Annotated in this window: 18 protein-coding genes; 8 read left to right on the top strand and 10 right to left on the bottom strand. The window is 64.6% G+C overall.

Annotated elements, in window-relative coordinates; all coding sequences use genetic code 11:
* Positions 1-4: 4 nt before the first annotated feature.
* The 5 genes from LPN03_RS15305 to LPN03_RS15280 form a co-directional block, all read right to left on the bottom strand.
* Positions 5-871, bottom strand: coding sequence for a carbohydrate ABC transporter permease (locus tag LPN03_RS15305; RefSeq protein ID WP_262454891.1), 867 nt, complete (start codon positions 869-871; stop codon positions 5-7).
* The gene (locus LPN03_RS15300; RefSeq protein WP_262454890.1) at positions 864-1,814 is read right to left on the bottom strand and encodes a carbohydrate ABC transporter permease; all 951 of its coding nucleotides are present in this window, start codon (positions 1,812-1,814) and stop codon (positions 864-866) included. Before LPN03_RS15300 ends, LPN03_RS15305 begins: the two co-directional genes overlap by 8 nt.
* Before the next feature lie 7 nt (positions 1,815-1,821).
* Positions 1,822-3,114, bottom strand: coding sequence for an ABC transporter substrate-binding protein (locus LPN03_RS15295; protein WP_262454889.1), 1,293 nt, complete (start codon positions 3,112-3,114; stop codon positions 1,822-1,824).
* Positions 3,115-3,164: 50 nt separating this feature from the next.
* Positions 3,165-5,561: an ROK family protein gene (locus LPN03_RS20840; protein WP_316255831.1), complete on the bottom strand. Its 2,397-nt coding sequence runs from the start codon at positions 5,559-5,561 to the stop codon at positions 3,165-3,167.
* A 160-nt stretch (positions 5,562-5,721) separates the two neighbouring features.
* Positions 5,722-7,752 (bottom strand): beta-galactosidase, encoded by a 2,031-nt coding sequence (locus LPN03_RS15280; RefSeq protein ID WP_262454888.1) that lies wholly within the window; start codon positions 7,750-7,752, stop codon positions 5,722-5,724.
* A 193-nt stretch (positions 7,753-7,945) separates the two neighbouring features.
* On the opposite strand from LPN03_RS15280, the gene LPN03_RS15275 reads away from it, so the two are divergent.
* From LPN03_RS15275 to LPN03_RS15260, 4 genes are all read left to right on the top strand, one after another.
* On the top strand, positions 7,946-9,262 hold the full coding sequence (locus tag LPN03_RS15275; RefSeq protein WP_262454887.1) for an ABC transporter substrate-binding protein: 1,317 nt from the start codon (positions 7,946-7,948) through the stop codon (positions 9,260-9,262).
* Between the two features lie 84 nt (positions 9,263-9,346).
* Positions 9,347-10,318, top strand: a complete 972-nt coding sequence (locus LPN03_RS15270; protein WP_410468606.1) for a carbohydrate ABC transporter permease — start codon at positions 9,347-9,349, stop codon at positions 10,316-10,318.
* A 2-nt stretch (positions 10,319-10,320) separates the two neighbouring features.
* Positions 10,321-11,187: a carbohydrate ABC transporter permease gene (locus tag LPN03_RS15265; protein WP_262454886.1), complete on the top strand. Its 867-nt coding sequence runs from the start codon at positions 10,321-10,323 to the stop codon at positions 11,185-11,187.
* A gap of 13 nt (positions 11,188-11,200) precedes the next feature.
* The gene (locus tag LPN03_RS15260; RefSeq protein WP_262454885.1) at positions 11,201-12,217 is read left to right on the top strand and encodes a LacI family DNA-binding transcriptional regulator; all 1,017 of its coding nucleotides are present in this window, start codon (positions 11,201-11,203) and stop codon (positions 12,215-12,217) included.
* A 91-nt stretch (positions 12,218-12,308) separates the two neighbouring features.
* Here the strand turns inward: LPN03_RS15260 and LPN03_RS15255 are convergent, their stop codons facing one another.
* From LPN03_RS15255 to LPN03_RS15235, 5 genes are all read right to left on the bottom strand, one after another.
* Positions 12,309-13,148, bottom strand: a complete 840-nt coding sequence (locus LPN03_RS15255) for a carbohydrate ABC transporter permease (protein ID WP_165180251.1) — start codon at positions 13,146-13,148, stop codon at positions 12,309-12,311.
* The gene (locus LPN03_RS15250) at positions 13,141-14,115 is read right to left on the bottom strand and encodes a carbohydrate ABC transporter permease (protein ID WP_262454884.1); all 975 of its coding nucleotides are present in this window, start codon (positions 14,113-14,115) and stop codon (positions 13,141-13,143) included. Before LPN03_RS15250 ends, LPN03_RS15255 begins: the two co-directional genes overlap by 8 nt.
* 103 nt (positions 14,116-14,218) lie before the next feature.
* The gene (locus tag LPN03_RS15245) at positions 14,219-15,526 is read right to left on the bottom strand and encodes an ABC transporter substrate-binding protein (RefSeq protein ID WP_262454883.1); all 1,308 of its coding nucleotides are present in this window, start codon (positions 15,524-15,526) and stop codon (positions 14,219-14,221) included.
* 337 nt (positions 15,527-15,863) lie between these two features.
* Positions 15,864-16,988 (bottom strand): LacI family DNA-binding transcriptional regulator, encoded by a 1,125-nt coding sequence (locus LPN03_RS15240; protein WP_262454882.1) that lies wholly within the window; start codon positions 16,986-16,988, stop codon positions 15,864-15,866.
* Positions 16,985-18,238 carry an ROK family transcriptional regulator gene (locus LPN03_RS15235; protein ID WP_262454881.1) on the bottom strand — a complete coding sequence of 418 codons (1,254 nt, stop codon included), beginning with the start codon at positions 18,236-18,238 and terminating at the stop codon, positions 16,985-16,987. Before LPN03_RS15235 ends, LPN03_RS15240 begins: the two co-directional genes overlap by 4 nt.
* A 138-nt stretch (positions 18,239-18,376) precedes the next feature.
* Between LPN03_RS15235 and LPN03_RS15230 the strand changes: the two genes are divergently transcribed.
* The 4 genes from LPN03_RS15230 to LPN03_RS15215 form a co-directional block, all read left to right on the top strand.
* Complete coding sequence (locus LPN03_RS15230; RefSeq protein ID WP_262454880.1) at positions 18,377-19,111, top strand: sugar phosphate isomerase/epimerase family protein; 735 nt, start codon at positions 18,377-18,379, stop codon at positions 19,109-19,111.
* A gap of 5 nt (positions 19,112-19,116) precedes the next feature.
* Positions 19,117-20,223 carry a Gfo/Idh/MocA family protein gene (locus tag LPN03_RS15225; RefSeq protein WP_262454879.1) on the top strand — a complete coding sequence of 369 codons (1,107 nt, stop codon included), beginning with the start codon at positions 19,117-19,119 and terminating at the stop codon, positions 20,221-20,223.
* 12 nt (positions 20,224-20,235) lie between these two features.
* Positions 20,236-21,534, top strand: coding sequence for a Gfo/Idh/MocA family protein (locus LPN03_RS15220; protein ID WP_262454878.1), 1,299 nt, complete (start codon positions 20,236-20,238; stop codon positions 21,532-21,534).
* 2 nt (positions 21,535-21,536) lie between these two features.
* Positions 21,537-22,482, top strand: a 946-nt coding sequence (locus LPN03_RS15215) for a sugar phosphate isomerase/epimerase family protein (protein WP_262454877.1), incomplete at its 3' end; no start/stop codon positions are given.

Raw genomic sequence — 22,482 nt, 5'->3', positions numbered from 1 at the left:
TTGTCTACTTCATTCCTGAGAAGGCAATGCCGTCGATGACTCGACGCTGCATCGCAAGAAACAAGATCAGGACGGGCGCGCTCGCCAACAGGCTTGCGGCCATCAGGACCGGGTAATTGGTGGCGTTTTGCCCCTGCAGGGTGGCCAGGCCTGCCGAGAGAGGCATGTTTTGGGCGTAGGTGGTCACAACCAGCGGCCACAGCAGGTCGTTCCAGGACCACAGCACCGTAATGATGGCCAGGGCGGACAGCCCCGGCTTGGCCAGCGGCAGCATGATCCGCCAGAACGTCTGGAAGGGGTTGCACCCGTCAAGGCGTGCCGCCTCTTCCAATTCCAGCGGGAGCCCCAGGAAGAACTGGCGCATCATGAAGGTTCCGAAGGCGCTGAAGATGCCGGGGGCAATGATCCCGGCGGAGGTGTTGAGCCAGCCCAGGTTCTGCACTATCTGGTACTGCGGGATCAGGAACACCTGGGACGGGACCATCAAAATGGCCAGGATGAGGCCCAGGACCACGCCCTTGAAGGAAAACCTCATGCGCGCAAACGCATACCCGGCCATGGAGCACAGGACCACCTGCCCCAGCACCCGGACTACGGTGATGGTGATCGAGACCCAGAACTGGCTCATGAACGGCATCACGGTGAAGACGTCGGCAAAATTCTTCCACTGAAGGTCCCCGGGCCAGAACGTCGGGGGAATGGACATGACCTGCGAATTGGTGGAAAGCGACATGATGATTTGCCAGGCGAACGGGAAAATCATGATGATGCTGCCAATGATGAGGACGGTGTGGGCCAGCGCGTGCGATCCGTCCCGCCGCACTATTTTCCTGGCTTTCGGACGGGCCCGGCCAACGGTCAGCTCAGACATAATTCACCCACCTGCGCTGGAATCGGAATTGGACGGCCGTGAAGATACCCACCAGCACCAGCACCAGGATGGCAATGGCGGCACCGTACCCCTTGTCGTTCTGGATGAACGACTCGTTGTAGAACAGATAGACCAGCGACTGCGAGCGGGCCATGGCGGGGTTGGTGGTGCCAAGCAGCGTGTACAGCAGGTCAAAGAGCTGGAAGCCGTTGATGATGTTGATCACCATGACAAAGAAGATCGACGGCGTCAGCAGGGGGACGGTTATTTGGCGGAACTGGCGGAACCGCGATGCCCCGTCGATGGATGCCGCCTCGTAAAGCTCCACCGGAATTCCCTTGAGGCCGGCGGAAAGGATGATCATGTTGAACCCGATGGAGATCCACAATCCGAGCAGGGCCACCGAGATCAGGGCCAGCCCGTCCGTGGACACCCAGTGGGGCCCCAGGACGCCAAAGAGGGACAGGAAGTAGTTCAGCACGCCGAAGTCGCCGTTGTAGATCATCCGCCAGACCATGGAAATGGCCACCGGCATGGCCACATACGGCAGGAAGAACATGGTTCGGTAGGTTTTTGAAAACCTGAGCCCCGGCCGGTTGACCAGGCTGGCCAGGCCGACGGCGATGGGCACCCCGGCCAGCACGACAACCGTGTAGATGAGTGTGTTGAGCAGGGCCCGGCCCACTTGGGGATCGGTGGCCAACTTGCTGTAGTTTTCAAGGCCCGTGAAGGTGGAGCCGCCAAAAACTCCCCACGTGGTGAAGCTGAAATAGGCGGTTTGGATAATGGGAAAGAGGTAAAAGACGGCAACGCCGAGGAACAATGGCAGGACGAAGACCACAGGCCAGATCCCGTCGGGGTTGGACCTGCCCGGGCGGCCGGCCCGCCGCCCGGCGGGCGCCCTCCCCGGGGCGCCCGCCTTCGCAACGGTTTTCAATGACATGGCTGTTCTACTTTTCCTTCGCCAGCAGCGCGTTCATCTGCGTTGCCAGGTCCTTGGCAACGTCGCCAACAGGCTTCTTGCCGGAGAACGCGTCCGGCAACAGGGTTGCCTCGAGCTGGTTCCAGGCGGCCGTGTTCTTGGAAACGGGGAACGGGAAGGCGTACTTTGTTGCAGCGTCTTCAAACACCTGGATGTTGAAGCTGGGCACCGAGTCCACAAAGGCCTGCTGGGTCCCGTTGAACGCCGGGTTTGCCGCCCCCATGGTGGCCTGGGCGAGGGCAGCTTCCTTCGTGCCAAGGAATGCCTGGAAGGCCTGTGCGGCCTGCATGTTGGGTGTCTTGGCGCTGACCACATTGCCGATGCCGTGGATAACGGTGGCTGCGCGCTCGTCCTTGGGCAGCGGCACCACGGTGACGTCATTCTTGACGGGGGAGGCGTTGACCTCCGAGACCATCCACGTGCCGGTCCAGATCATGGCAGCCTTGCCGTTGTCGAACCACTTGTTGGCCGGGGTGTCGGACATTTGCTGCATGTTCGGCGAGGAACCGTCGGCGATGAGGTCTGCCCAAAGCTGGAGCCCCTTGATGGACTTGGGGTCGTCATAGCCGCTGGTCTTGCCGTCGGCCGAGATGACGTTGCCGCCCGCCTGAAGGATGGAGTCGTAGTAGCCCTCCTGGCCGCCGACCAGGTTGGTGGCCACGCCGTAGATCCCCTTGGACTTGAGCTTGTCGCTGATGGTCTTGGCGGCGGTCTTGAATTCAGCCCAGGTCCAGTCATTTGTCGGGACCGCGACGCCGGCCTCGGCAAAGATCTTCTTGTTGTACCAGAGGGCAATGGTGTCAAAGTCCTTGGGCACGCCGTACTGTTTGCCGTCCAGGGAGTAGAGCTTGTTCAGGGCGTCCGGGTAGTTCGCCGGATCGACCTGCTTGGAATCCACCAGCGGGGTAATCGGCGCCAGCTGGCCGTTGGAGGCGTACAGCTGGAAGTTGGGGCCGTTCATCCAGAACACGTCGGGCAGGGTGTTGGAGGACGCCTGCGTCTGCAGCTTGGTCCAGTACTGCGCCCAGGGGGTGACCTGCGAGGTGACCTTGATGTTGGGGTACTTGGCGTTGAAGTCGGCGATGAGCTTGTCCATGGCCGGTGTCTGGTTGGCATCCCAGTAGCCGTAGGTGATGTTTGCCTTCAGGTCTGTCGGGGCGGGGCCTGACGACTTCTGTTCCGCGGGGCTTCCCCCGCAGCCGGCCAGCAGGACGGCCGTCACGGCGGCCACGACACCGAGGCTGAGCTTATTTAGACGCATAAATTTCTCCATTGAAAGGCTGCCCCGGACAGGGGCAGTCGTGCGGTTGGTTAGTTGGGTTGGGTGGTGCTTGGTGGATTCTGGTTGTTGTGGAAATAGCGCAGCAAGTCCTCCGGGACGGGCGCCACCGTGTGCGGCTGCGCTCCGTGTCTGAGGGATTCGGTGGCTGCAATGGCCGTCATGACAGCATTGCGGGCCGCCACGGGCGAGGTCTGGGTGGCCTCGCCATGGATGACAAATCGCAGGAATTCCGTCACGGTGAGCAGATCGGCGTCACCGTGTCCCTGCCCATCCTCGATAATCGGATAGCTTTGGTCGGCGTCGGCCGAGTAGCCGGTGCGCCGGTTCCATACGCGCACCACCCCCCCGTTGCCGTCGCCAAAATTTTCGAGCCGGCCTTCAGTGCCGATGACTGTGTAATTGCGCCAGTAGTCCGGGGTGAAGTGGCATTGTTCATAGGACGCCAGGACGCCATTGTCCAGCGTCATGGCGACAATCGAGATGTCCTCCACGTCAATGACCGGATTGAGTCCGCGCTGGCTCAACGGCGGCCAGTTCTCCATGGAAAACCAGTCCGTCATCAGTTGCTGCGAGTTGTCCCGCCTGTCCGTAACGTCACCGTAGACGGCAAGGTCCCCCATCGCCACGACGTTTTTCGTGTACCCGCCGGCCAGCCAGTGGATGATGTCAATGTCGTGGGCCCCCTTTTGCAGCAGCAGGCCGGTGGAGTGTTTGCGGTCGGCGTGCCAGTCCTTGAAGTAGTAGTCCCCGCCGTTGCCCACAAAGTGCCGGCACCAGACTGCCTTGACGTCGCCAATTTCCCCGCGGGCAATAATGTCGCGCATGAGCCGGACCACGGCCATGTGCCGCATGTTGTGCCCGACGTAAAGTTTGGTGCCCGTGTCGGCGGCAGCCTGCAGGACCCGGTCGGCGTCGTGGGCAAGGGTTGCCACGGGCTTTTCCAGGTAGACAGGGATTCCTGCCTGCAAAAAGTCGACGGCGACGTCGGCGTGCGTGTCGTCCGGGGAGGTGACGACGACGGCGTCGAGCTTGGGTTGGGAGGCGATCAGTTCCCGGTGGTCCCCGGCCAGCGTGATGTCGGGGCCGAAGAGGTCCAGTGCCCGCTGGCGTCCCGCCGCGGAGGGGTCCGCCGCCGCCACGATGCGTCCAAGCCCGCTGGCTTCAACCTTGAGGCCGAGGGAGCCCCTGGCGCCGACGCCCACAATGCCCACGCGCAGGGCCGCAGCGTCGGTGGGCTGGGCTGCCTTGGCTGCCTGGGCGGCTTGGGCGGTGCCGGCTTCGACGACGGCGCCCGTCCCCTTCGCGTCCATGGCCGCGGTGAAGTTGATGGCTGGCAGGCTTGCCCCTGCGGGTCCATAGATGTCCTCCCCCGCCATGCCGAGGGCGCTGACAACGGCGCCGACAACGACGGACTCGGCGCCAAGTTCCGAGGCCACGAGCTTGGGCTGGATGGGAATCTTGATCTGGCCGTTGACTGCCTGGCGCAGGGCGGGCATGATGCGTGCCCCAGCGCGCGAAATGCCGCCGCCCAGCACCACTACGTCCGGATCTATGACCAGGGCCAGGGTGGCAATGCCCGGGGCTATCCGCTGGATGAAACTGTCGATTTCCGCAACCGACTTCGGGTCCCCTGTCGCCGCCTGGGCGAAGACGTCTTCGGCGGTTTGCCCGGTGGTCCACTCGATGCCGCCGTCGCTGCCGATGATCTGGGAGAAAGCCAGCGCACCGACCTCGCCGGCTGCGCTGTGGCGCCCCTTGTGGACCTTGCCGCCAACGATGAGTGAAACCGCCACCCTGTGGCCGGCCAGGACATACACCACGGTGTCCGCGAGGCGCGCGGCGCCCAGGTGGCTCTCGGCCAGCACGGCGGAGCGGATATCGTTTTCCAACCGGGCTGGGCACCCGAACTCGGCGCTGATCTGCCCGGCGATGTCCAGGTCGGTCCAGGCGGGAAGAATGTGCGAAACGGTGAGTCGCCCGTCCACCCCCACGATTCCCGACACGGCGACACCGATGGCCAACAGGTCCCCGCGTTCCAGCGCACAGGCTTCCAGCGACTGGTCCAGGAGTGCAACCAGGGTGCGCAGCCTGTCCGGCCCGCGCAGGTCCGTGGGCAGCGGAACTTCCAGGTAGTTGCGTACATCCCCGGCAAGATCGGCAACCATGACGCGCATGGTGTGCAGGCCGACGTCGATGCCCGCAACGCAACCGTGCCCCGCAATGAACCGGAACACCTTGGCGGGCCGACCGGCGTCGCGGCCGCCCGGGGTCAATTCCTCGTGGCCGGCCAGCCCCAGCTCCGTGAGGAACGACAGGGCAGCCTCAACGGTGGGACGGGAAAGTCCCGTTGCCTTGGCCAGCTGGCTGACGGTGCGGGGGCCAAGGTCGCGGAGGGCCATGGCGCAGAGAACTGACGGAGTTTTCAATGAAACCTATTTTCGTAACTAATCTTGATGTGGAGTCCATCACACAAAGTTACGTGCCGTCAAGGCTAGATCTGGAATAAGTTGCTGAATTTTGGACTTATTCCGTCAGTCAGCGTCAAATAGAGATTCCGAAAGCTATTTTCACATTGGCTTGCCCGTGTCAGCGTGATTGGATCACGCGCACTGCCCCCGCCGGAACCTGGAGCTGCCCGGTGACGGTCTCACCCGTCATCAGTTCGAAGCCTTCCGCTTCATGGTGGACAGCCCGCCCCGAATGGTTGATCAGGAAGGTGAACTGCTCCGTTGCGGTGCTGCGGATGGAGACCTCCAGCCCCTCATGGGGCGAGGAAGGGGTTGCCAGCCCTGCGCCGCGGATGACCTCGAGCAGCAGGGCCGCCAAATCGCCGCCGTCGAGCTTGGTTGAGACGTACCACGCCACACCCTCGCCGAAGGCATTCCTCGTGATGGCGGGACCCCCTGCTGCGGGCCCGCCCACGTAGCGCGACACGACAACGGCAGAGCCCGGATGAATCTCCTCGGACCAAACCGTCCCCGTCCCACCGGCCGACAGCTGGACAGCCTCACCAGCCCGGAGCGGAAGGAATTCGTGGATTTCCAGGCCCAGCACCTCCCTCAGCCCTCCCGGGGACGCCCCCTTCGCCACTGTGTCATGGGCGTTGACGATTCCGGAGAAGTAAGACACCACCAGATGCCCACCGCCTGAAACATAGTCACGCAGCGAGGCGGCGGCCTCGTCGCCCACCAGGTACAGCGCCGGGGCAAGCACCAGGCTGTAGCCGGACAAGTCGTCCCCGGGGTGGGCAAAGTCGACGGCCACCTGTTGGTTCCAGAGGGCCGAGTAGAACGCCTCGATGCGTTCCCTGTGGTCCAGGTCGGAGCTGGGGCGCCACTCCAGGTCCTGCGCCCAAAACGACTCCACGTCCCACAATATGGCCACCCGTGAATGGACTGTGGAGCCCTTGACGGGCGCCAGCCGTTCCAGTCCGGCGCCAAGTTCGAGGACCTCACGCCAGATCCGGGTGCCCGTCCCCGCGTGCGGGAGCATGGCGGAGTGGAACTTTTCCGCCCCGTACCGGGAGGCCCGGAATTGAAAGAACAGGACGGCGTCCGCCCCCCTGGCCACATGGGCCAGGCTATTGCGGGCCAGTTCCCCGGGGCGCTTGGCGATGTTGCGGCCTTGCCAGTTCACGGCCCCCGTGGAGTGCTCCATCAGCATCCACGGCTTATTCCGGGCCAGTGACCGGGTGAGGTCGGCGTCCATGGAAAGCAGGATGTGGTTGTCGTTCCGCTGGGCAACCAGGTAGTGGTCGTTGGAAACCACGTCCACCTCCCGGCTCCACGCCCAGTAGTCCGGGGAAAGGCAGTTGGTGGCCATGAAGTTCGTGGTCACGGGGACGCCGGGCGAATACTGGTGGATCACGTCGCGTTCGGCCTTGAAGCACCGGAGCATGGCATCGGAGGTAAACCGCCGGAAGTCCAGGGCCTGGGACTGGTTGCCCACACTGGCCGTGGCGCGGGGGGCATCAATTTCGTCCCATTCGCCATACTTTTGCCCCCAGAACAAGGTCCCCCAGGCGTCATTGAGGGCTTCCAGCGTGACGTAGCGCGCCTGCAGCCATTCGCGGAAGGCCAGCACGGAATTTTCATCATACGATTCGCTGACGGGCGCGCCATATTCGTTGTGGACATGCCAGAGGACCAGGGCCGGGTGGGAGCCGTAGCGGCGCGCCAGCTGGCCCGTGATAGCCGTTGCGGCCCGAAGGTATTCGGGCGAACTGGGGCTGGCCATGCCGCGGGAACCAAAGCCCAGGCGCACGCCCTCCCGCGTGACGGGAAGGGCCTGGGGATACTTCTTCCAGAACCAAGCCGGCGGCGCCGCCGTCGGGGTCCCCAGGTCCACACTGATGCCAGCCTCCACCAGCAGGTCAAAGAGGTGGTCAAGCCACTCGAAGTCGTATTCGCCCTCGCGCGGTTCCAGCAGCACCCAGGAGAAAATCCCAATGCTCACCAGGTTGATGCCGGCGGCCTTCATCAGGGCGATGTCCTCGGCCCACTCCCCGCGCGGCCATTGCTCGGGGTTGTAGTCACCGCCGTAACAAAGGCCCGCGGGCCGCTGTGGCCACGCGGCCGGCGCCGTGCATGTGGCGGTTCCCTGCAGGACGTCTGTCATGTTGTTTTCTCCCTTGAACTGTGTGCGCTCCCAGTTGTATCACGCCAAATGTCTCTATGGCTATGTGAATATTCTTGTTGACATGAATCACAATTCTGTGAATTACTGGAACCGCTCACAGTCATCTGTTCCCGTTCGGGACACCGCGAGGATTCGGGGCAAACCACACAGAGTTTTCAATCAGGAGGACCAGATGCGCAAATCATTCCGTAGGGCCGCCGCGGCGGCGGTTGCCGCGGCCGCACTGCTGACAGCCGGATGTTCCAGCGGCACCGTAAGCGACCCGGCAGCAGCAAACGCCAACCAGAAAGTGGAACTCACCTACTGGGCATGGGCCCCGAACCTGGAAAAGGTGGTGGATATTTGGAACAAGGCGAATCCCAACATCCATGTCACCGTCAACAAGCAGGACGGCGGCGACCCGGCAGTGACCAAGCTGCTGACAGCCATCAAGGCCGGCAGCGGCGCGCCAGACCTCATCCAGGCCGAGTACCAAAAGATCCCCACACTGGTGGCGGCAAATGCCCTGGCCGATCTGTCCGCAACACCAGCCAAAGAGACCAAGGGCGACTTTGCCGCAGGCGTGTGGAATTCGGTCACGCTGGGCGGGGATGCCCTCTACGCCATCCCGCAGGACACGGGCCCCATGGTCTTTTACTACCGCGCCGACATTTTCGAAAAGCTGGGGTTGGCCGTGCCGACCACCTGGGACGAATATGCCGCTGATGCCAAGGCCATCCACAAAGCGGACCCTACGGCCTACCTAGGCACCTTTTCATCCAACGACGCCGGCTGGTTTACTGGCATGGCGCAGCAGGCTGGCGCTTCCTGGTGGGGGATCGACGGCGACGCCTGGAGCGTCAAGGTGGACCAGGAGCCCACCCAGAAAGTTGCCGGCTACTGGGGCACCCTGGTGCAGGACGGCGTCATCGACAACAAGCCGATGTACACCCCCGAATGGAACACAGCCTTGAACACGGGCAAGCAGGTGGGCTGGCTGAGTGCCGCTTGGGCTCCCGGGGTGCTCGCCGGGAATGCCGGGGCCACCGCCGGCAAGTGGAAGGTGGCGCCCATGCCCCAGTGGGATGCGTCCAAGCCGTCCACCGGCAATTGGGGAGGTTCCTCCACCGCCGTGACGACACAGTCCAAGCACCTTGACGCTGCGGCCAAGTTCGCCACCTGGTTGAACACCGACCCCGCAGCCGTCGCCGCCCTCGTGAACGTGGCGGGCATCTACCCGGCGGACACTGCCAGGGCCGCAGCGTCCCTGACGAAGGCCCCCGCGTTCTTCAGTAACCAGCCGGACTTCTACAAGGTCATTGGCGAGGCGGCCAAGGGCGTCGGCTCCTTCACGTACGGCCCCAATGTGAATGTGGCGTTCAACGCCTACAACGACCAGTTCGCCAAGGCGGCGCAGTCCAAGCAAAAGTCCGCCTTCCTGTCTGCCGTGACGGCCATGCAGGACATCACCGTGGGCGACCTGAAGAAGTCGGGCTTCACCGTCAAGTAGCAGCACTGTGGGGGAGGGTTCCGGGCGCCCTCCCCCACCATTATCCGAACAATCCCAGCAACCCCAGTACAAGGACGTGGATCCGTGACAACAACCGTGAGCAGGCCGGGTGTGGCTGCCGCCGCAGCACCCGGAACCCCCAGGCGGGCAAGGAACTTCAGGACGCGGGTGCTGGTCCCCTACACCATGCTGGCGCCCGGGATCATCCTGTTCGTTCTCTTCATGGCAGCCCCCATCATTTACACCCTGGTGCTGAGTTTCCAGAAGAAGAAGGTGACGGGGCTGGGCCTTGGCAAGGGATCGCAAACGCAGGTCTTCGCCGGACTTGAGAACTATGTGAACTCCCTGACGGATCCCGAATTTGGCGCCAGCGTGCTGCGCGTACTCCTGTACGGCGCCATCCTCATTCCGCTGATGCTTGGCTTGGCGCTGCTGTTTGCACTCCTGCTCGATTCGCGCAGGAGCCGGGGAGGAGCCTTTTCACGCACCGCAATCTTTCTGCCGTATGCCGTGCCGGCCGTCATCAGCTCACTCCTGTGGGGATTCCTGTACCTCCCCGGGGTGAGCCCCCTGCACTACCTGGCCGACAAGGCAGGGTTGGCAATGCCCTCCCTGCTGGACCCCTCGCTCGTGACGTTCGCCATCTGCAACATCGCCCTGTGGGGAGGCGTTGGCTTCAACATGATCGTCATGTACACCTCACTCAAGGCAGTGCCCTCGGAAATTTATGAGGCCGCCCGCCTGGACGGCTGCTCGGAAGTCCAGATGGCCCTGCGTATAAAGGTCCCCATCATTGCCCCGTCCGTGGTGATGACAGCCCTGTTTTCCATCATTGCCACCCTGCAGGTATTTGCCGAACCCACCACCCTGCGCCCGCTGGCCAACAGCCTCTCCACCAGCTGGTCACCGTTGATGCTTGTCTACCGTGACGCGTTCACCCGCAACGACATCTTCTCCGCCGCCTCCACCAGCGTGGTCATTGCCGCGGCAACCTTCGCCATCTCATTCCTTTTCCTGCGCATCGTGCAGAAGCGGGCCTTCGGACAGGAGAACTGACCATGACCACCACCGCCACATCCCGCCCGGCCGCCCTGCGCGAAAAGCCAAGCTACGTCTCCACCGGCATCCTGCTTCTGGGCGCCCTGTACTGCCTCTTCCCCATAGTCTGGGTGGTTGCCGCAGCCAGCAAGGACGGCAACCAGCTGTTTTCCACTTTCACGCTTGCCCCCAGCACCCACCTGTGGGACAACATTGTGGACCTAAGCAATTACCGCGACGGTCTGTTTTGGCGCTGGATGCTCAACACCGCCCTCTACGCCGGCGTTGGCGCGCTCGCATCCACCTGGGTATCCGCCCTGTCCGGCTACGTCCTGGCAAAGTTCAGCTTCCCCGGCAAGGACGGCATCTTCAAGGTCCTGCTCATGGGCGTGCTGGTTCCCGGAGTCATCCTGGCCATCCCGCAATACCTGATGCTGGCGCAGGTGGGCCTCACCAACACGTACTGGTCCGTCCTGCTGCCGCAGATCATCAGCCCCTACGGCATTTACCTGGCCCGCATATATGCCGCCGCCTCGGTTCCCGGGGACGTTGTGGAGGCCGCAAGGACCGAAGGGGCCAAGGAAATGTACATTTTCAACCGCATCGCCATGCCCATGATGCTGCCCGGGCTGGTGACGATCTTCCTGTTTCAGTTTGTGGCCATCTGGAACAACTTCATGCTGCCGTACATCATGCTGGGCAACGACCACCTGTTCCCCATCACGGTGGGCCTCAACGGGCTGCTCAACCAGGGTGCCTCGGCGCCCGCCCTCTACACGCTGGTCCTGGCCGGCTCCCTGCTCTCGATCATCCCCCTGGTCATCATGTTCCTGCTGTTGCAGCGGTACTGGAAGGTGGACCTTGCCGCCGGGGCAGTCAAGGCCTAGGTAGTCTTTTACCATGACCCAGCCACCGCGCAAGATCCGGCCCAAGATCGACGACGTCGCAGCCGAGGCCGGGGTGTCCCGGGGAACCGTCTCGCGGGTGCTCAACGGCGGGCACTGGGTGAGCCCGGCGTCCCTGGCCGCCGTCAATGCGGCCATCAAGAAAACCGGCTACCGCGTCAATCCCCATGCCAGGAGCCTGGCCACCAACAAGGCCCATTCGGTGGCGTTCCTGTTGACTGAATCCCACGACCGCCTTTTCGAGGACCCCAACTTTGAGGTCTTGATGCGCGGGGCTGCCGACGCCCTGGCCATCCACGACATCCCCCTGATCCTGCTTCTGGCGGGGACACCCGGGGAACAGCGCCGCGCCGCCGATTTCTTGACGGCCGGGCACGTGGACGGCGTGCTGCTGGTCTCCTCACACCAAAGCAGGAAGGGGATCATTGCGGACATCATTTCGGCCGGACTGCCCGCCATTGCGTGTGGCGTTCCCCTGGGGTTTGAGAAGAAGATGGGCTACGTAGCGGCGGACGATTATGAAGGTGCCCTCGACGTGCTGCGGCACCTGGAAGACGGCGGACGGCGGCGGATCGCCACCATTGCAGGCCCCCAGGACACCTCCGGGGGCATCCGGCGGCTGAAGGCCTTCAAGGACCACCACGGCGGATCGCCCGATGAAAGCTTGATCGCCTACGGCGACTACAGCAGGGAAAGCGGCGCCGCAGCCATGCGTGAGCTGCTTGGCCGGGTGCCGGACCTGGATGCCGTGGCTGCTGGCAACGACCTCATGGCTCTTGGCGCCATCGACGTGCTCACGGAAGCCGGACTGCGCACCCCCCAGGATGTCGCCGTCGCCGGTTTTGACGACATCGGCATCTCCGCCACGGCGAGCCCGTCGCTGACTACCGTCAGGCAGCCGTTTGGGCGGATCAGCGAGGAAATGGTCCGGCTCCTGCTGGACGTCATTGACGGCAAGCAGCCGGCAGCCATTACGGTTCCCACTGAATTGATCATTCGCCAGTCCGCCTGAACGCGGACAGGGCAAGCCAGGACGACGGCGGCACCCGGGCGGGTTTTGCAACTCGCCCGGGTGCCGCCGTCGTCCGTCTTGAAAGGCAGCGCTACTTGACGGCGCCCGCCGTCAAACCTGCCACGAAGTTCTTTTGCAGGAGCAGGAAGCCGATCACGATCGGGATGCTGACCACCACGGAGGCGGCCATGATCTGGTTCCAGTACACATTGGTCTGCGTCGAGTAGAGCTGCAGGCCCACGGCCAGGGTCCGGTTGGCGTCGGTGGTCATGACGGATGCGAAGAGGACCTCGCCCCAGCTGGTCATGAAGCTGTAGATGGCCACGGCGACCAGGCCGGGCCGGGCGGCGGGCAGGATGACCCGGATGAGTGCGCGCATCGGCCCGCAGCCATCCACCTTTGCGGCCTCGTCAAGCTCGCGCGGGATGCCGTCAAAGTAGCCGGCCAGCATCCAGATGGAGAACGGCAGCGAGAACGTCAGGTAAGTGATGATCAGCCCGGTCCGGGTGCCCACCAGCTGCAGACCGAAGTTGGTGTTGATGTTGACGAAGATCAGGAACAGCGGCAGCAGGAACAGCACGCCGGGCAGCATCTGGGTGGACAGGACGGTGGTGGAGAAGATGGTCCGGCCGCGGAAGTTGTAGCGGGAGATCGCATAGGAGGCGAAGATGGCGATGATCAGCGACAGCACGGTGGCCACGCTGGAGACGATGACCGAGTTGAGGAAGTAGCTGGCCAGCGGCACCGTCTGCCACATGTCGATGTAGGGCTGGATGGTCAGCGTGCTGGGCCACCAGGAGAACGCACCCTGGACATCCTTCAACGGTTTCAGGCCGGAGATGACCATGACCCAGATGGGGACGATCGTGAAGATGCTCAGCAGCGTGATGGTAGTGATTCTGAACGCCTTGGCGCTGGTGGTTTCATGCACGGTCTTTCCTCCGGTTCATGATGAGAAGGTAGATTCCGCTGATGACCAGCAGGAACAGCAGGAGCAGCACGGACATGGCGGCGCCGGACCCGAAGTTCCACGTCAGGAACGAGGCATTGTAGATGTGGAAGGAGATCAGGTCCCCGGCCGGCGGGTTGGAGCCGCCAAACAGCACAAACGGGGTGTTGAAGTCGTTGAAGGTCCACAGGAACATGACCAGCAGCAGCACCATGTTGACGGGGCGCAGCATGGGCAGCGTGATCGCCGACCACTGGCGCAGCGGCTTGGCGCCGTCCACGGCGGATGCCTCGTAGACGTCGTTGGGGATGGACTGCAGCCCGGCCATTAGCATGAGGAAGGCAAACGGCCACATGCGCCAGATGGCCACGATGACCACCGCCCAGAACGCGTTGTTGCCGATCAGCCAGAATGGCCTGTCGCCGGGCAGGCCCAGGTTGTCGAAGAAGAAGTGGTTGATGGCCCCGTTGTCCTTCTGCAGCATGAATTTCCAGGCAATGACGCCGGCGTACATGGGAAGGGCATAGGGAATCAGGAACAGGGTGCGGAAGAAGCCTCGGCCGAAGAAGGATTTTTGCAGGGCGACGGCGGCGGCCATGCCGAGCCCCCACGAAATGCCGACCACCAGGATGGTGAATGCGGCCGTGATCAGGAAGGACTTCAGGAGCCCGGAGCCGACGGCGGAATTGAAGTCGAGTGCGATCTGGTAGTTCTTCAGGCCGGTGACCGGGGCGTTGCCCCAGTTGGAAATGAACATCTTGGTGAGCTTGAGGAAGCTCATCCAGATGCCCGTCACCATGGGAATGACGTGGATGACCAGCTCAAAAATGACGGCGGGGGCAAGCAGCGCGTAGGGCAGCCACCAGCCGGCGCGGCGGCCTTTGCGGTTCTCGCCGCGAGGCGCCTTGGCTGACGCCCCGGACTTTCGGGTGGTGGTGGTTGCAGACACTGCGGACACTCACCTTTCTGGGAAGGACTTGGTCGGTGAAGGGGCGGGGCCGGCTGCGCGGGCCCCGCCCCTTCAACGCCTGGTTGGGCTGGACTACTGACGGTTAGCCGGCAGCCTCGACTGCCTGCTGCGCGGTGGTCAGGGCCGCCTTGATGTCGGCCTTGCTGACGGTGCCGCCGGAAGCAACCTTGGCGAACATCTGGTTCATGGCCTTGCCGACAGTGCTCTCAAACTGGTCCTCGGCCGCCACCAGCGGGAGGGGCTTGGACTTGTTGGAGTAGATGTCCTCGAAGGTCTTGGCCTGCTCTGCGTTGGTAGTGAAGCTCGGGGTCACTCCCTGGAGGACGGGAAGTGCGGCGAAGGACTTGTCCAGGGAGGCCTGCGTGGCTTCGCTGGTCATGAACTTCACCAACTGGAGGGCGGCGTCCTTGTTCTTCGTGTTCTTGAAGATGGACATGTTGATCCCCGCCACCATCGTGGCAATCTGCTGCCCGCCGGCCGGCGCCGGGAAGGCGACCACGCCGTAGGCGTCATCCTTCATGCCCTGCGAGGCGATGGAGCTGTTGGCGTTGTTCTGGCTCAGCACCATGGCGGCCTTGCCGTTGGCGAAGTCGTTGATGGCCTGGGTGCCGTTGTCGTACTGGGCATTGGAGGGGTTGACCACCTTGTCCGCCTGCATGAGGTCCAGGTAGCGGGCAATGCCGTTGACGATTCCATCGGAGGTGAAGGTGGGCTTGCCGTCGGCGCCAAAGAATTCAGCACCGTTCTGGGCTGCGTTGATGAACGCGAAGTGGGAATTTTCCGTGTAGCTTCCGGCCGCCAGGGTCATGCCGTGGACGCTGCCGGTGGTCAGCTTCTTGGCGTCGGCCACCATCTCTTCCCAGGTGGTGGGAGGGGTCAGGCCGGCATCCTTGAACATGGCCTTGTTGTAGTACAGCCCGTAGGCCAGTCCGTACAGGGGGACGGAGGTGGGGTCCTGTCCGGGGACGCCGCCGGTGTCCATGGCCGTCTTGACGAACTTGGCCTTGCCACCAATCGCGTCAAAGGCTGCGGAGTCGAACGGCATGAAGGCGCCGGTGGACTGCAGGGAAGCCGCCCAGGTGTTGCCGATGTTGAGCACATCGGGTGACTGGCCGGAGGTGACGGCGGTCTGAATGCGGGTCTGCAGGTCATTCCAGCCGATCACTTCAAGGTTGACCTTGATGCCCGTCTGGTCCTGGAATTTCTGCAGCTCCGGCGTGAGCACCTGCTTGTCGTTGTCAAGGCTGGTGCCCTGGTTGCTGGCCCAGTAGGTGAGGGTCTTTCCCCCGCCATTCGTGGCGCCGGAATTGCTGGTGCCACCGCTGCAGCCTGTTGCGGTTATTGCAAGGGCTGCGATTGCCGCTGCTGCGGCAAAAGTACGAATTTTCACTGTCGCGACTTCCTTGTCATTGTCGTGCGATTCCCGATTTTTCGTGATCTGAGCGTCCCGGGCGAACCCGTTCCCCTACGTGAAACCAAACCTAGATGAACTTATGTCGATCGTCAATCAAAAGTTACGATCGATTTTTAAGGCTATTGGATTGCAGTCATCAAATCTCGCCTGCCGGGGCGCGATAATTCGGCGACAGCGTCGCCAAAAACCCTGCAATCACGCGGTTTTTGGCATGAAAAATGCGCCACCGGGTGTGTGACCAGCTTAACTGAACCGGTTCAGCTCGGCGGCATCGTTACCGCTTTGTTATGATCCGCAGGCGGTGCCGGCAGGCCTAACGGGGTGCCGGGCCGAGGCTTTCACGGGCCAGCAGCGCGCCTGCCGGCATGGCAACATCGGAAGCCCTGTGACCATCCATGACCTCCAAGAGCAGGGCGGCGGAGCGGCGGCCCAGCTCCATGGTGTTGCGTGCCAGTGCCGCGACGCCGGGAGAGCTGAGCTGGCACAGGAGCGAATCGTCCCAGCTCAGCGCCGACACGTGGGCCGGGACCAGCACGCCGAGCCGCTTCAGCGCCTGGAGCCCGCCCACTGCCATGAGGTCATTGCCATAGACCACGGCCGTCGGAAACTCCGGGGACCCCACGGCCAAGCCGGCGATGACAGCGGTAGTGGCCTTCCCGCCGTCGTCCGCGGTGTAGTCGGAGGCACTGGTCACGGCGGTCATCCCCAGCCGGCCGGCCGCGGCCAGGAGCCCAGCCCAGCGGGCGGTCTCGTGGGTGAGGGCCATGGGGCCGGAAACATAGGCGAAATGGCGGTGGCCCAGGCGGTGCAGGGCGTCAACCACGGTGGCCGCATCCCGCCCCTGGTCCACCGTGGTGTTGGCGCCATAGGCCGTGCGGGCCGCATCCCCGGCGGCGCCCACCAGCACGTGCGGCAGGCGCAGGGCGGCCAGCAGCTGCAGGCGGGGATCATCCGCCACGTGGTCAAAGACAATGACGCCGCCCACGCGGCCCTCCCCGGCCCACCGCCGGTAGACGGCCAGGTCCCGGCGGGTTCCGGGGTCGGCCTCCGGGGTCACCATGCGCAGCACCAGGTTCAGGTCATGGTCGCTCAGGACAGCCTCAATGCCGGCCAGCACGTTCATGTAAAACGATTCCGAGCCCACCTCTTCGGGGGACCTGGCCAGCACTATCCCCACGGCATCGCTGCGGGACTGGGACAGGGCGCGGGCGCTGGAACTGGGATACCAGCCCAGCTCGGCCGCCAGGGCAAGCACGCGGGCACGGGTGGGGCCGCTGACGCCGGGCTGGCCGTTGAGGGCATAGGAAACAGACGCCTTGGACAGGCCCAGCCGGGCAGCCAGGCCGGCAATGGTCACCTTGCCGGCGCCTCCGCCGGCGCCGGTTTCCCGGCCGGCGCCGTCCGTGCCCGTTTCCCGGCCTCCCCCGGCCCCGCTCATGCCTGCTGGTGCTCCGCCACCAGGCGCTCCACGCCGTCCGGTGCCAGCACATGGTCAATCACCATGCGCCCGGCACCCAGGACGCCCGCGTGGTCGGCCGCCATGGACTGGACAATGCGCAGCCGCGCCGTGGCCAGTGGCAGGGAGCGCTGGTACACCACTTCGCGGACACCTGCCATCAGGTATTCGCCGGCGGAGGACAGCCCGCCGCCAATGACAATCACGGACGGGTTGAGCAGGTTGACGCAGGCCGCCAGCACGTCCCCCACATCCCGGCCGGCCTGGCGCATGGCCTGGATGGCGGCCAGGTTTCCGCGGCGGGCCAGCTCCAAAACGTCTTCCCCGGTGGCCGCCGGCACGCCGCTGGCAGCAAGGGCTGCAGCCACGGCGGGGCCGGACGCCATGGCTTCCAGGCAGCCGTAATTGCCGCACCGGCACAGCACCTCGCCCCCGCGCGGCACCCTCACGTGGCCGATGTCTCCGGCCGTGCCGTCCGCGCCGCGCTGCAGCAGGCCGCCGCTGACAATGCCGGCACCGATGCCCGTGGCGACCTTGATGAACAGGAGGTTCTCGGCGTCGGGCCAGTACACCGCCCTCTCGCCCAGGGCCATGATGTTCACGTCATTGTCCACCAGCACGTCGGTGTCGAAGCGGCGCTGGACATACGCAGGAACGTCAAAGCCGTCCCAGCCGGGCATGATGGGCGGGCTGGCCGGCTTGCCCGTGGAATGTTCCACCGGTCCGGGCAGGCCTATGCCAATGCCCACCAGCTCGCTCTCATGCCGTCCCGCCTGCGCCAGCAGCTGCCCGCAGTGGTCCAGGACGGCGTCAAGAACGGGCACCGGTCCCGTGGAAATGTCAATGGATTCGCGCAGTTCGCTGAGCACCTTGCCGCTGAGGTCCGTCAGGCCAATGAGCACGTGCGTGGCGCCGACGTCGACGGCCAGGATCACGCGGGCGGTGGGCTGAAAGGCAAAGCGCGACGGCGGCCGCCCGCCTGAGGAGACTGCCTCACCGGCCGGCCCGATCAGCCCGGAGGAGGCCAGGGCGTCGATCCGCGCGGCCACCGTGGAACGGGCCAGGCCGGTGATGGCCGCCAATTCGGCCCGCGTCCTGGCATGGCCGTCACGCAACAGCTGGAACACCTCGCCGGCCCGCGCGGAGCCCACCCCGGCCGCATTGGGCGCACTGTTCTGGCCGCCGTTCGGCGCGGTGGTTGCTGTGCGGGGAATTGCGGGTGACTTCGCCATCCCCAATAAATAACACACGGGCTTCTATCTGTCACAATTCTTGTCAATGTAATTTGGTGCCCAACTTTTGCTTGACGCTCGTCAAAAGTTCCCCTAAGTTGAAGTGGAACACTCTTTCAGCCTTCCCAGGAGACCCCAGTGACGTATTCCCTGCAGCTTTACACCGTGCGCAAACCGCTTGAGGAAGACTTGCCCGGCACCATTGCCCGCGTGGCTGAACTTGGCTTTACCAAGGTGGAGCCGTACAACTTTGTGGCCACCGCCGACGCCCTGGCCGAAGCCTTCGCAGTCAACGGCATCACGGCCCCTTCCGGCCACGCCCCGCTGTTGAAGGACGACCAGGATGAAATCTTCGCCGCCGCCAAGAAGCTGGGCATGACCACGGTGATCGATCCGTTCATCCCGGCCGAACAGTGGCAAAGCGCCGAGGAAATCCAGAAGACGGCGGCCGGGCTGAACGCCGCCGCCAAGAAGGGCGCCGAATACGGCATCCGCGTGGGCTACCACAACCATGCCTGGGAGCTGGAGTCCAAGGTCGACGGCACCACGGCACTGGAATACTTTGCAACGCTGCTGGATCCGGAACTGGTGCTGGAGGTGGACACGTACTGGGTCTCGGTGGGCGGCGCCAATGCCGTGGACGTCCTGACCAGCCTGGGCGAGCGCGTGAAGTTCATCCACATCAAGGACGGCCCCCTGACCACGGACACCAAGGCCCAGCTGCCCGCCGGCCAGGGCGCGGTGCCCGTCTGGGACGTCATTGGTGCCGCAAAGTCACTGGAAGTCGGCGTGGTGGAGTTTGACGACTACGCCGGGGACATTTTTGACGGCATCGCCCAGAGCCTTGCCTTCCTGAACCGCGGAAAGGCCTGATCCCCGTGGCAAAAACCGGACCCGTCGGCGTCGCCGTCATTGGCGCTGGAAACATCAGCAAGCAGTACCTGGACAACCTCACCACCTTCCCGGACGTGAAGGTGCTGGTCATTGCCGACCTCTTCGAAGAGGCCGCCGCGGCCCGCGCCGCCGAATACGGCATCGAAGCCTCCGGCGGCGTCAACGTGGCACTGAACCACCCGGACGTGGAAATCATCGTCAACCTGACCATCCCCGCCGCCCATGTGGAAGTGGCCACGGCCGCCGTCAAGGCGGGCAAGCACGTGTGGACCGAGAAGCCGTTTTCGCTGGACCGTGAAAGCGGGCTGGGGCTGCTCAAGGAAGCCCAGGCTGCCGGCGTTCGCCTTGGCTGCGCGCCGGACACCTTCCTGGGTGCGGGGCTGCAGACCGCCCGCCGCCTGATCGACGCCGGCGAAATCGGCACCCCCCTGACGGCCCTGACCATGTTCCAGTCCCCCGGCCCGGAATCCTGGCACCCGAACCCCGCGTTCCTGTTCCAAAAGGGTGCCGGCCCGCTCTTTGACATGGCACCGTACTACCTGACGGCGCTGGTCCAGACCTTCGGGCCCATCGCCGCCGTGGCCGCCGTCGGCAATACCGCCTTCCCCACCCGCACCATAGGTTCCGGGCCCAAGGAAGGCGAGGTGTTCGACGTCGAGGTCCCCACCCATGTCAGCGCCATCGCCAAGTTCACCTCGGGTGCGTCATCACACAGCGTCTTCAGCTTTGAATCCCCCAAGACCCGCATGGGATTTGTCGAGATCACCGGCACCGAGGGGACCATCTCGCTGCCGGACCCCAACAATTTCGACGGCGACATCCAGCTGTGCAAGCGCGGCGAGGACGGCTGGACCTCCATTGCCGCCACAGGCCCGGCCAACGGTCGCGGCATGGGCGTGCTGGACCTGGCCCGCTCCATCCGCGCCGGCGTGCCGCACCGGGTCCCGGGCGAACTCGCCTTCCACGTGCTGGATGCCATGGTCTCGATTGCCGAATCCGTGGAAAGCGGCGAATTTGTCGCCGTCGACAGCACGGCCCCGGCCTCGGCACCGCTGCCCGCGGACTGGAACCCCACCGAAGCAACCCTCTAGGAATCCGAACACATGAACTCCCCCCAGACCCCGGCCAGCGCCCGGCCCCTCGGCGTCGCGGTGATTGGCTACGCCTTCATGGGCCAGGCGCACTCCAATGCCTGGCGATCGGTGGCAAACCACTTTGACGTGCTCTCCTTTGAACAAAAGGTCCTGGTGGGAAGGCACGCCGAGGCCGTGGCCACGGCTGCGGCGAAGTACGGGTGGAGCGAATCCGCCACCGACTGGCGCTCGGTGCTGGAGCGGGACGACATCGACATCGTGGACATTTGCGCCCCCGGCTGGCTGCACGCGGAAATCGCGACGGCGGCCCTGGCTGCGGGGAAGCACGTGCTGGTGGAAAAGCCGCTGGCGAACTCGCTGGCGGAATCCGAGGCCATGGTCCGTGCCGCCCAGGCCGCCAGAAGCGCCGGGGTGCGGTCCATGGTGGGCTTCAACTACCGCCGCGTGCCCGCGCTGGCCCTGGCGCGCCAGCTCATCGCGGACGGCAGGCTCGGCACCATCCGCCAGGTCCGCGCCTCCTACCTGCAGGACTGGTTGGCGGACCCTGACTCCCCCATGACCTGGCGCCTGCGCAAGGAAACGGCCGGCTCCGGAGCGCTGGGGGACATTGCCTCCCACGCCATCGACCAGGTCCAGTTCCTGCTGGGCGACACCGTCACCGAGGTGAGCGGGCGCCTGCACACCTTTACCTCCCAGCGGCCGGGCCCCGACGGCCCGGAAGCTGTCACGGTCGACGACGCCGCCTGGGCCACGCTGTCCCTGGCCGGCGGCGCGGTGGCCAGCGTCGACGTGTCGCGCGTGGCACTGGGGCAAAAGAACGCCCTGCGGGTGGAGGTTTATGGCACCAGCGGGTCCCTGACGTTCAATTTGGAAAACCCCAACGAACTGTTCTTCCTGGACGGCACCGAGCCCATCGAGGTGCAGGGCTTCCGCCGCATCCTGGTCACCGAACCGGAACATCCGTACATGGTGGGCTGGTGGCCGCAGGGACACGTGATTGGCTGGGAGCACAGCTTCACCCACCAGCTCCGCGACTTCCTGCTGGCCATCCGCAATGGAACCGATCCCTCGCCGTCGTTCGAGGAAGGGCTCGGCGTGCAGCAGGTCCTGGCCGCCATCGAGGCCTCCTCCGCGGCCGGCGGCGCCACCCTCCCCGTGGTTGGGCCCGGTGGTCGAGCTGCCGGCGGTCGAGCAGCGAGCCCTGCGAGCGCGTCGAGACCCGAACCCGGTGGTCGAGCAGCGAGCCCTGCGAGCGCGTCGAGACCCGAACCCACCGAAACCCCGTCGTCCCTGCCAACAAGGAGTTAACCATGCCCCGCCCGTACACCCTGTTCACCGGCCAGTGGGCCGACCTGCCCTTCGAGGAAGTGGCCCGGCTGGCCTCCGGATGGGGCTATGACGGCCTGGAGATCGCCTGTTCCGGCGACCACCTGGACCCGTGGCGCTGGGACGAGCCCGGTTACGTCGAGGGCAAGCTGGCCCTGCTGGAAAAATACAATCTCAAGGTGTGGGCCATCTCCAACCACCTCAAGGGCCAGGCCGTGTGCGACAACCCCATCGACTTCCGCCACCAGGCCATCGTGGGCTCCAAGGTGTGGGGCGACGGCGACCCGGAAGGCGTGCGCCAGCGTGCCGCGGAGGAAATGAAACTCACCGCAAAGCTCGCCCAGGCACTGGGCGTCAAGACCGTTGTCGGGTTCACGGGCTCCTCGATCTGGCAGTACGTGGCCATGTTCCCGCCCGTCCCGGAATCCGTGATCGACGCCGGCTACCAGGACTTCGCCGACCGCTGGAACCCCATTCTGGACGTTTTTGACGAATGCGGGGTGCGCTTCGCCCACGAGGTCCACCCCTCCGAAATCGCCTACGACTACTGGACCACCGTGCGCACCCTGGAAGCCATCGGCCACCGCCCGGCGTTCGGACTGAACTGGGACCCGAGCCACTTCATGTGGCAGGGCATCGACCCGGTCTCCTTCATCTGGGACTTCAAGGACCGCATCTACCATGTGGACTGCAAGGACACGAAGCTGCGCATGACCGGGCGCAACACCGTCATGGGATCGCACCTGCCGTGGGGCGACCCCCGCCGCGGCTGGGACTTTGTCTCCGCCGGGCGCGGCGATGTCCCCTGGGAATCGGCATTCCGCGCGCTGACGGCCATCGGCTACGACGGCCCCATCTCCGTGGAGTGGGAGGACGCCGGCATGGACCGCCTGCAGGGCGCCCCTGAAGCCCTGGCCGCGCTGAAGAAGT

Source organism: Arthrobacter sp. A2-55 (genome assembly GCF_025548615.1).
Classification (GTDB): Bacteria; Actinomycetota; Actinomycetes; order Actinomycetales; family Micrococcaceae; genus Specibacter; species Specibacter silviterrae.
Note: the sequence above shows the minus strand (reverse complement) of the source record. Positions and strands in the feature narration are given on the sequence as shown.

Bases quoted from the DNA above. Each gene is read 5' to 3' on its own strand.
- LPN03_RS15220 (WP_262454878.1), top strand. From the start codon at position 20,236: ATGAACTCCCCCCAGACCCCGGCCAGCGCCCGGCCCCTCGGCGTCGCG.
- LPN03_RS15295 (WP_262454889.1), bottom strand. From the start codon at position 3,114: ATGCGTCTAAATAAGCTCAGCCTCGGTGTCGTGGCCGCCGTGACGGCC.
- LPN03_RS15260 (WP_262454885.1), top strand. From the start codon at position 11,201: ATGACCCAGCCACCGCGCAAGATCCGGCCCAAGATCGACGACGTCGCA.
- LPN03_RS15240 (WP_262454882.1), bottom strand. From the start codon at position 16,988: ATGAGCGGGGCCGGGGGAGGCCGGGAAACGGGCACGGACGGCGCCGGC.
- LPN03_RS15235 (WP_262454881.1), bottom strand. From the start codon at position 18,238: ATGGCGAAGTCACCCGCAATTCCCCGCACAGCAACCACCGCGCCGAAC.
- LPN03_RS15275 (WP_262454887.1), top strand. From the start codon at position 7,946: ATGCGCAAATCATTCCGTAGGGCCGCCGCGGCGGCGGTTGCCGCGGCC.
- LPN03_RS15305 (WP_262454891.1), bottom strand. From the start codon at position 871: ATGTCTGAGCTGACCGTTGGCCGGGCCCGTCCGAAAGCCAGGAAAATA.
- LPN03_RS15280 (WP_262454888.1), bottom strand. From the start codon at position 7,752: ATGACAGACGTCCTGCAGGGAACCGCCACATGCACGGCGCCGGCCGCG.
- LPN03_RS15300 (WP_262454890.1), bottom strand. From the start codon at position 1,814: ATGTCATTGAAAACCGTTGCGAAGGCGGGCGCCCCGGGGAGGGCGCCC.
- LPN03_RS15265 (WP_262454886.1), top strand. From the start codon at position 10,321: ATGACCACCACCGCCACATCCCGCCCGGCCGCCCTGCGCGAAAAGCCA.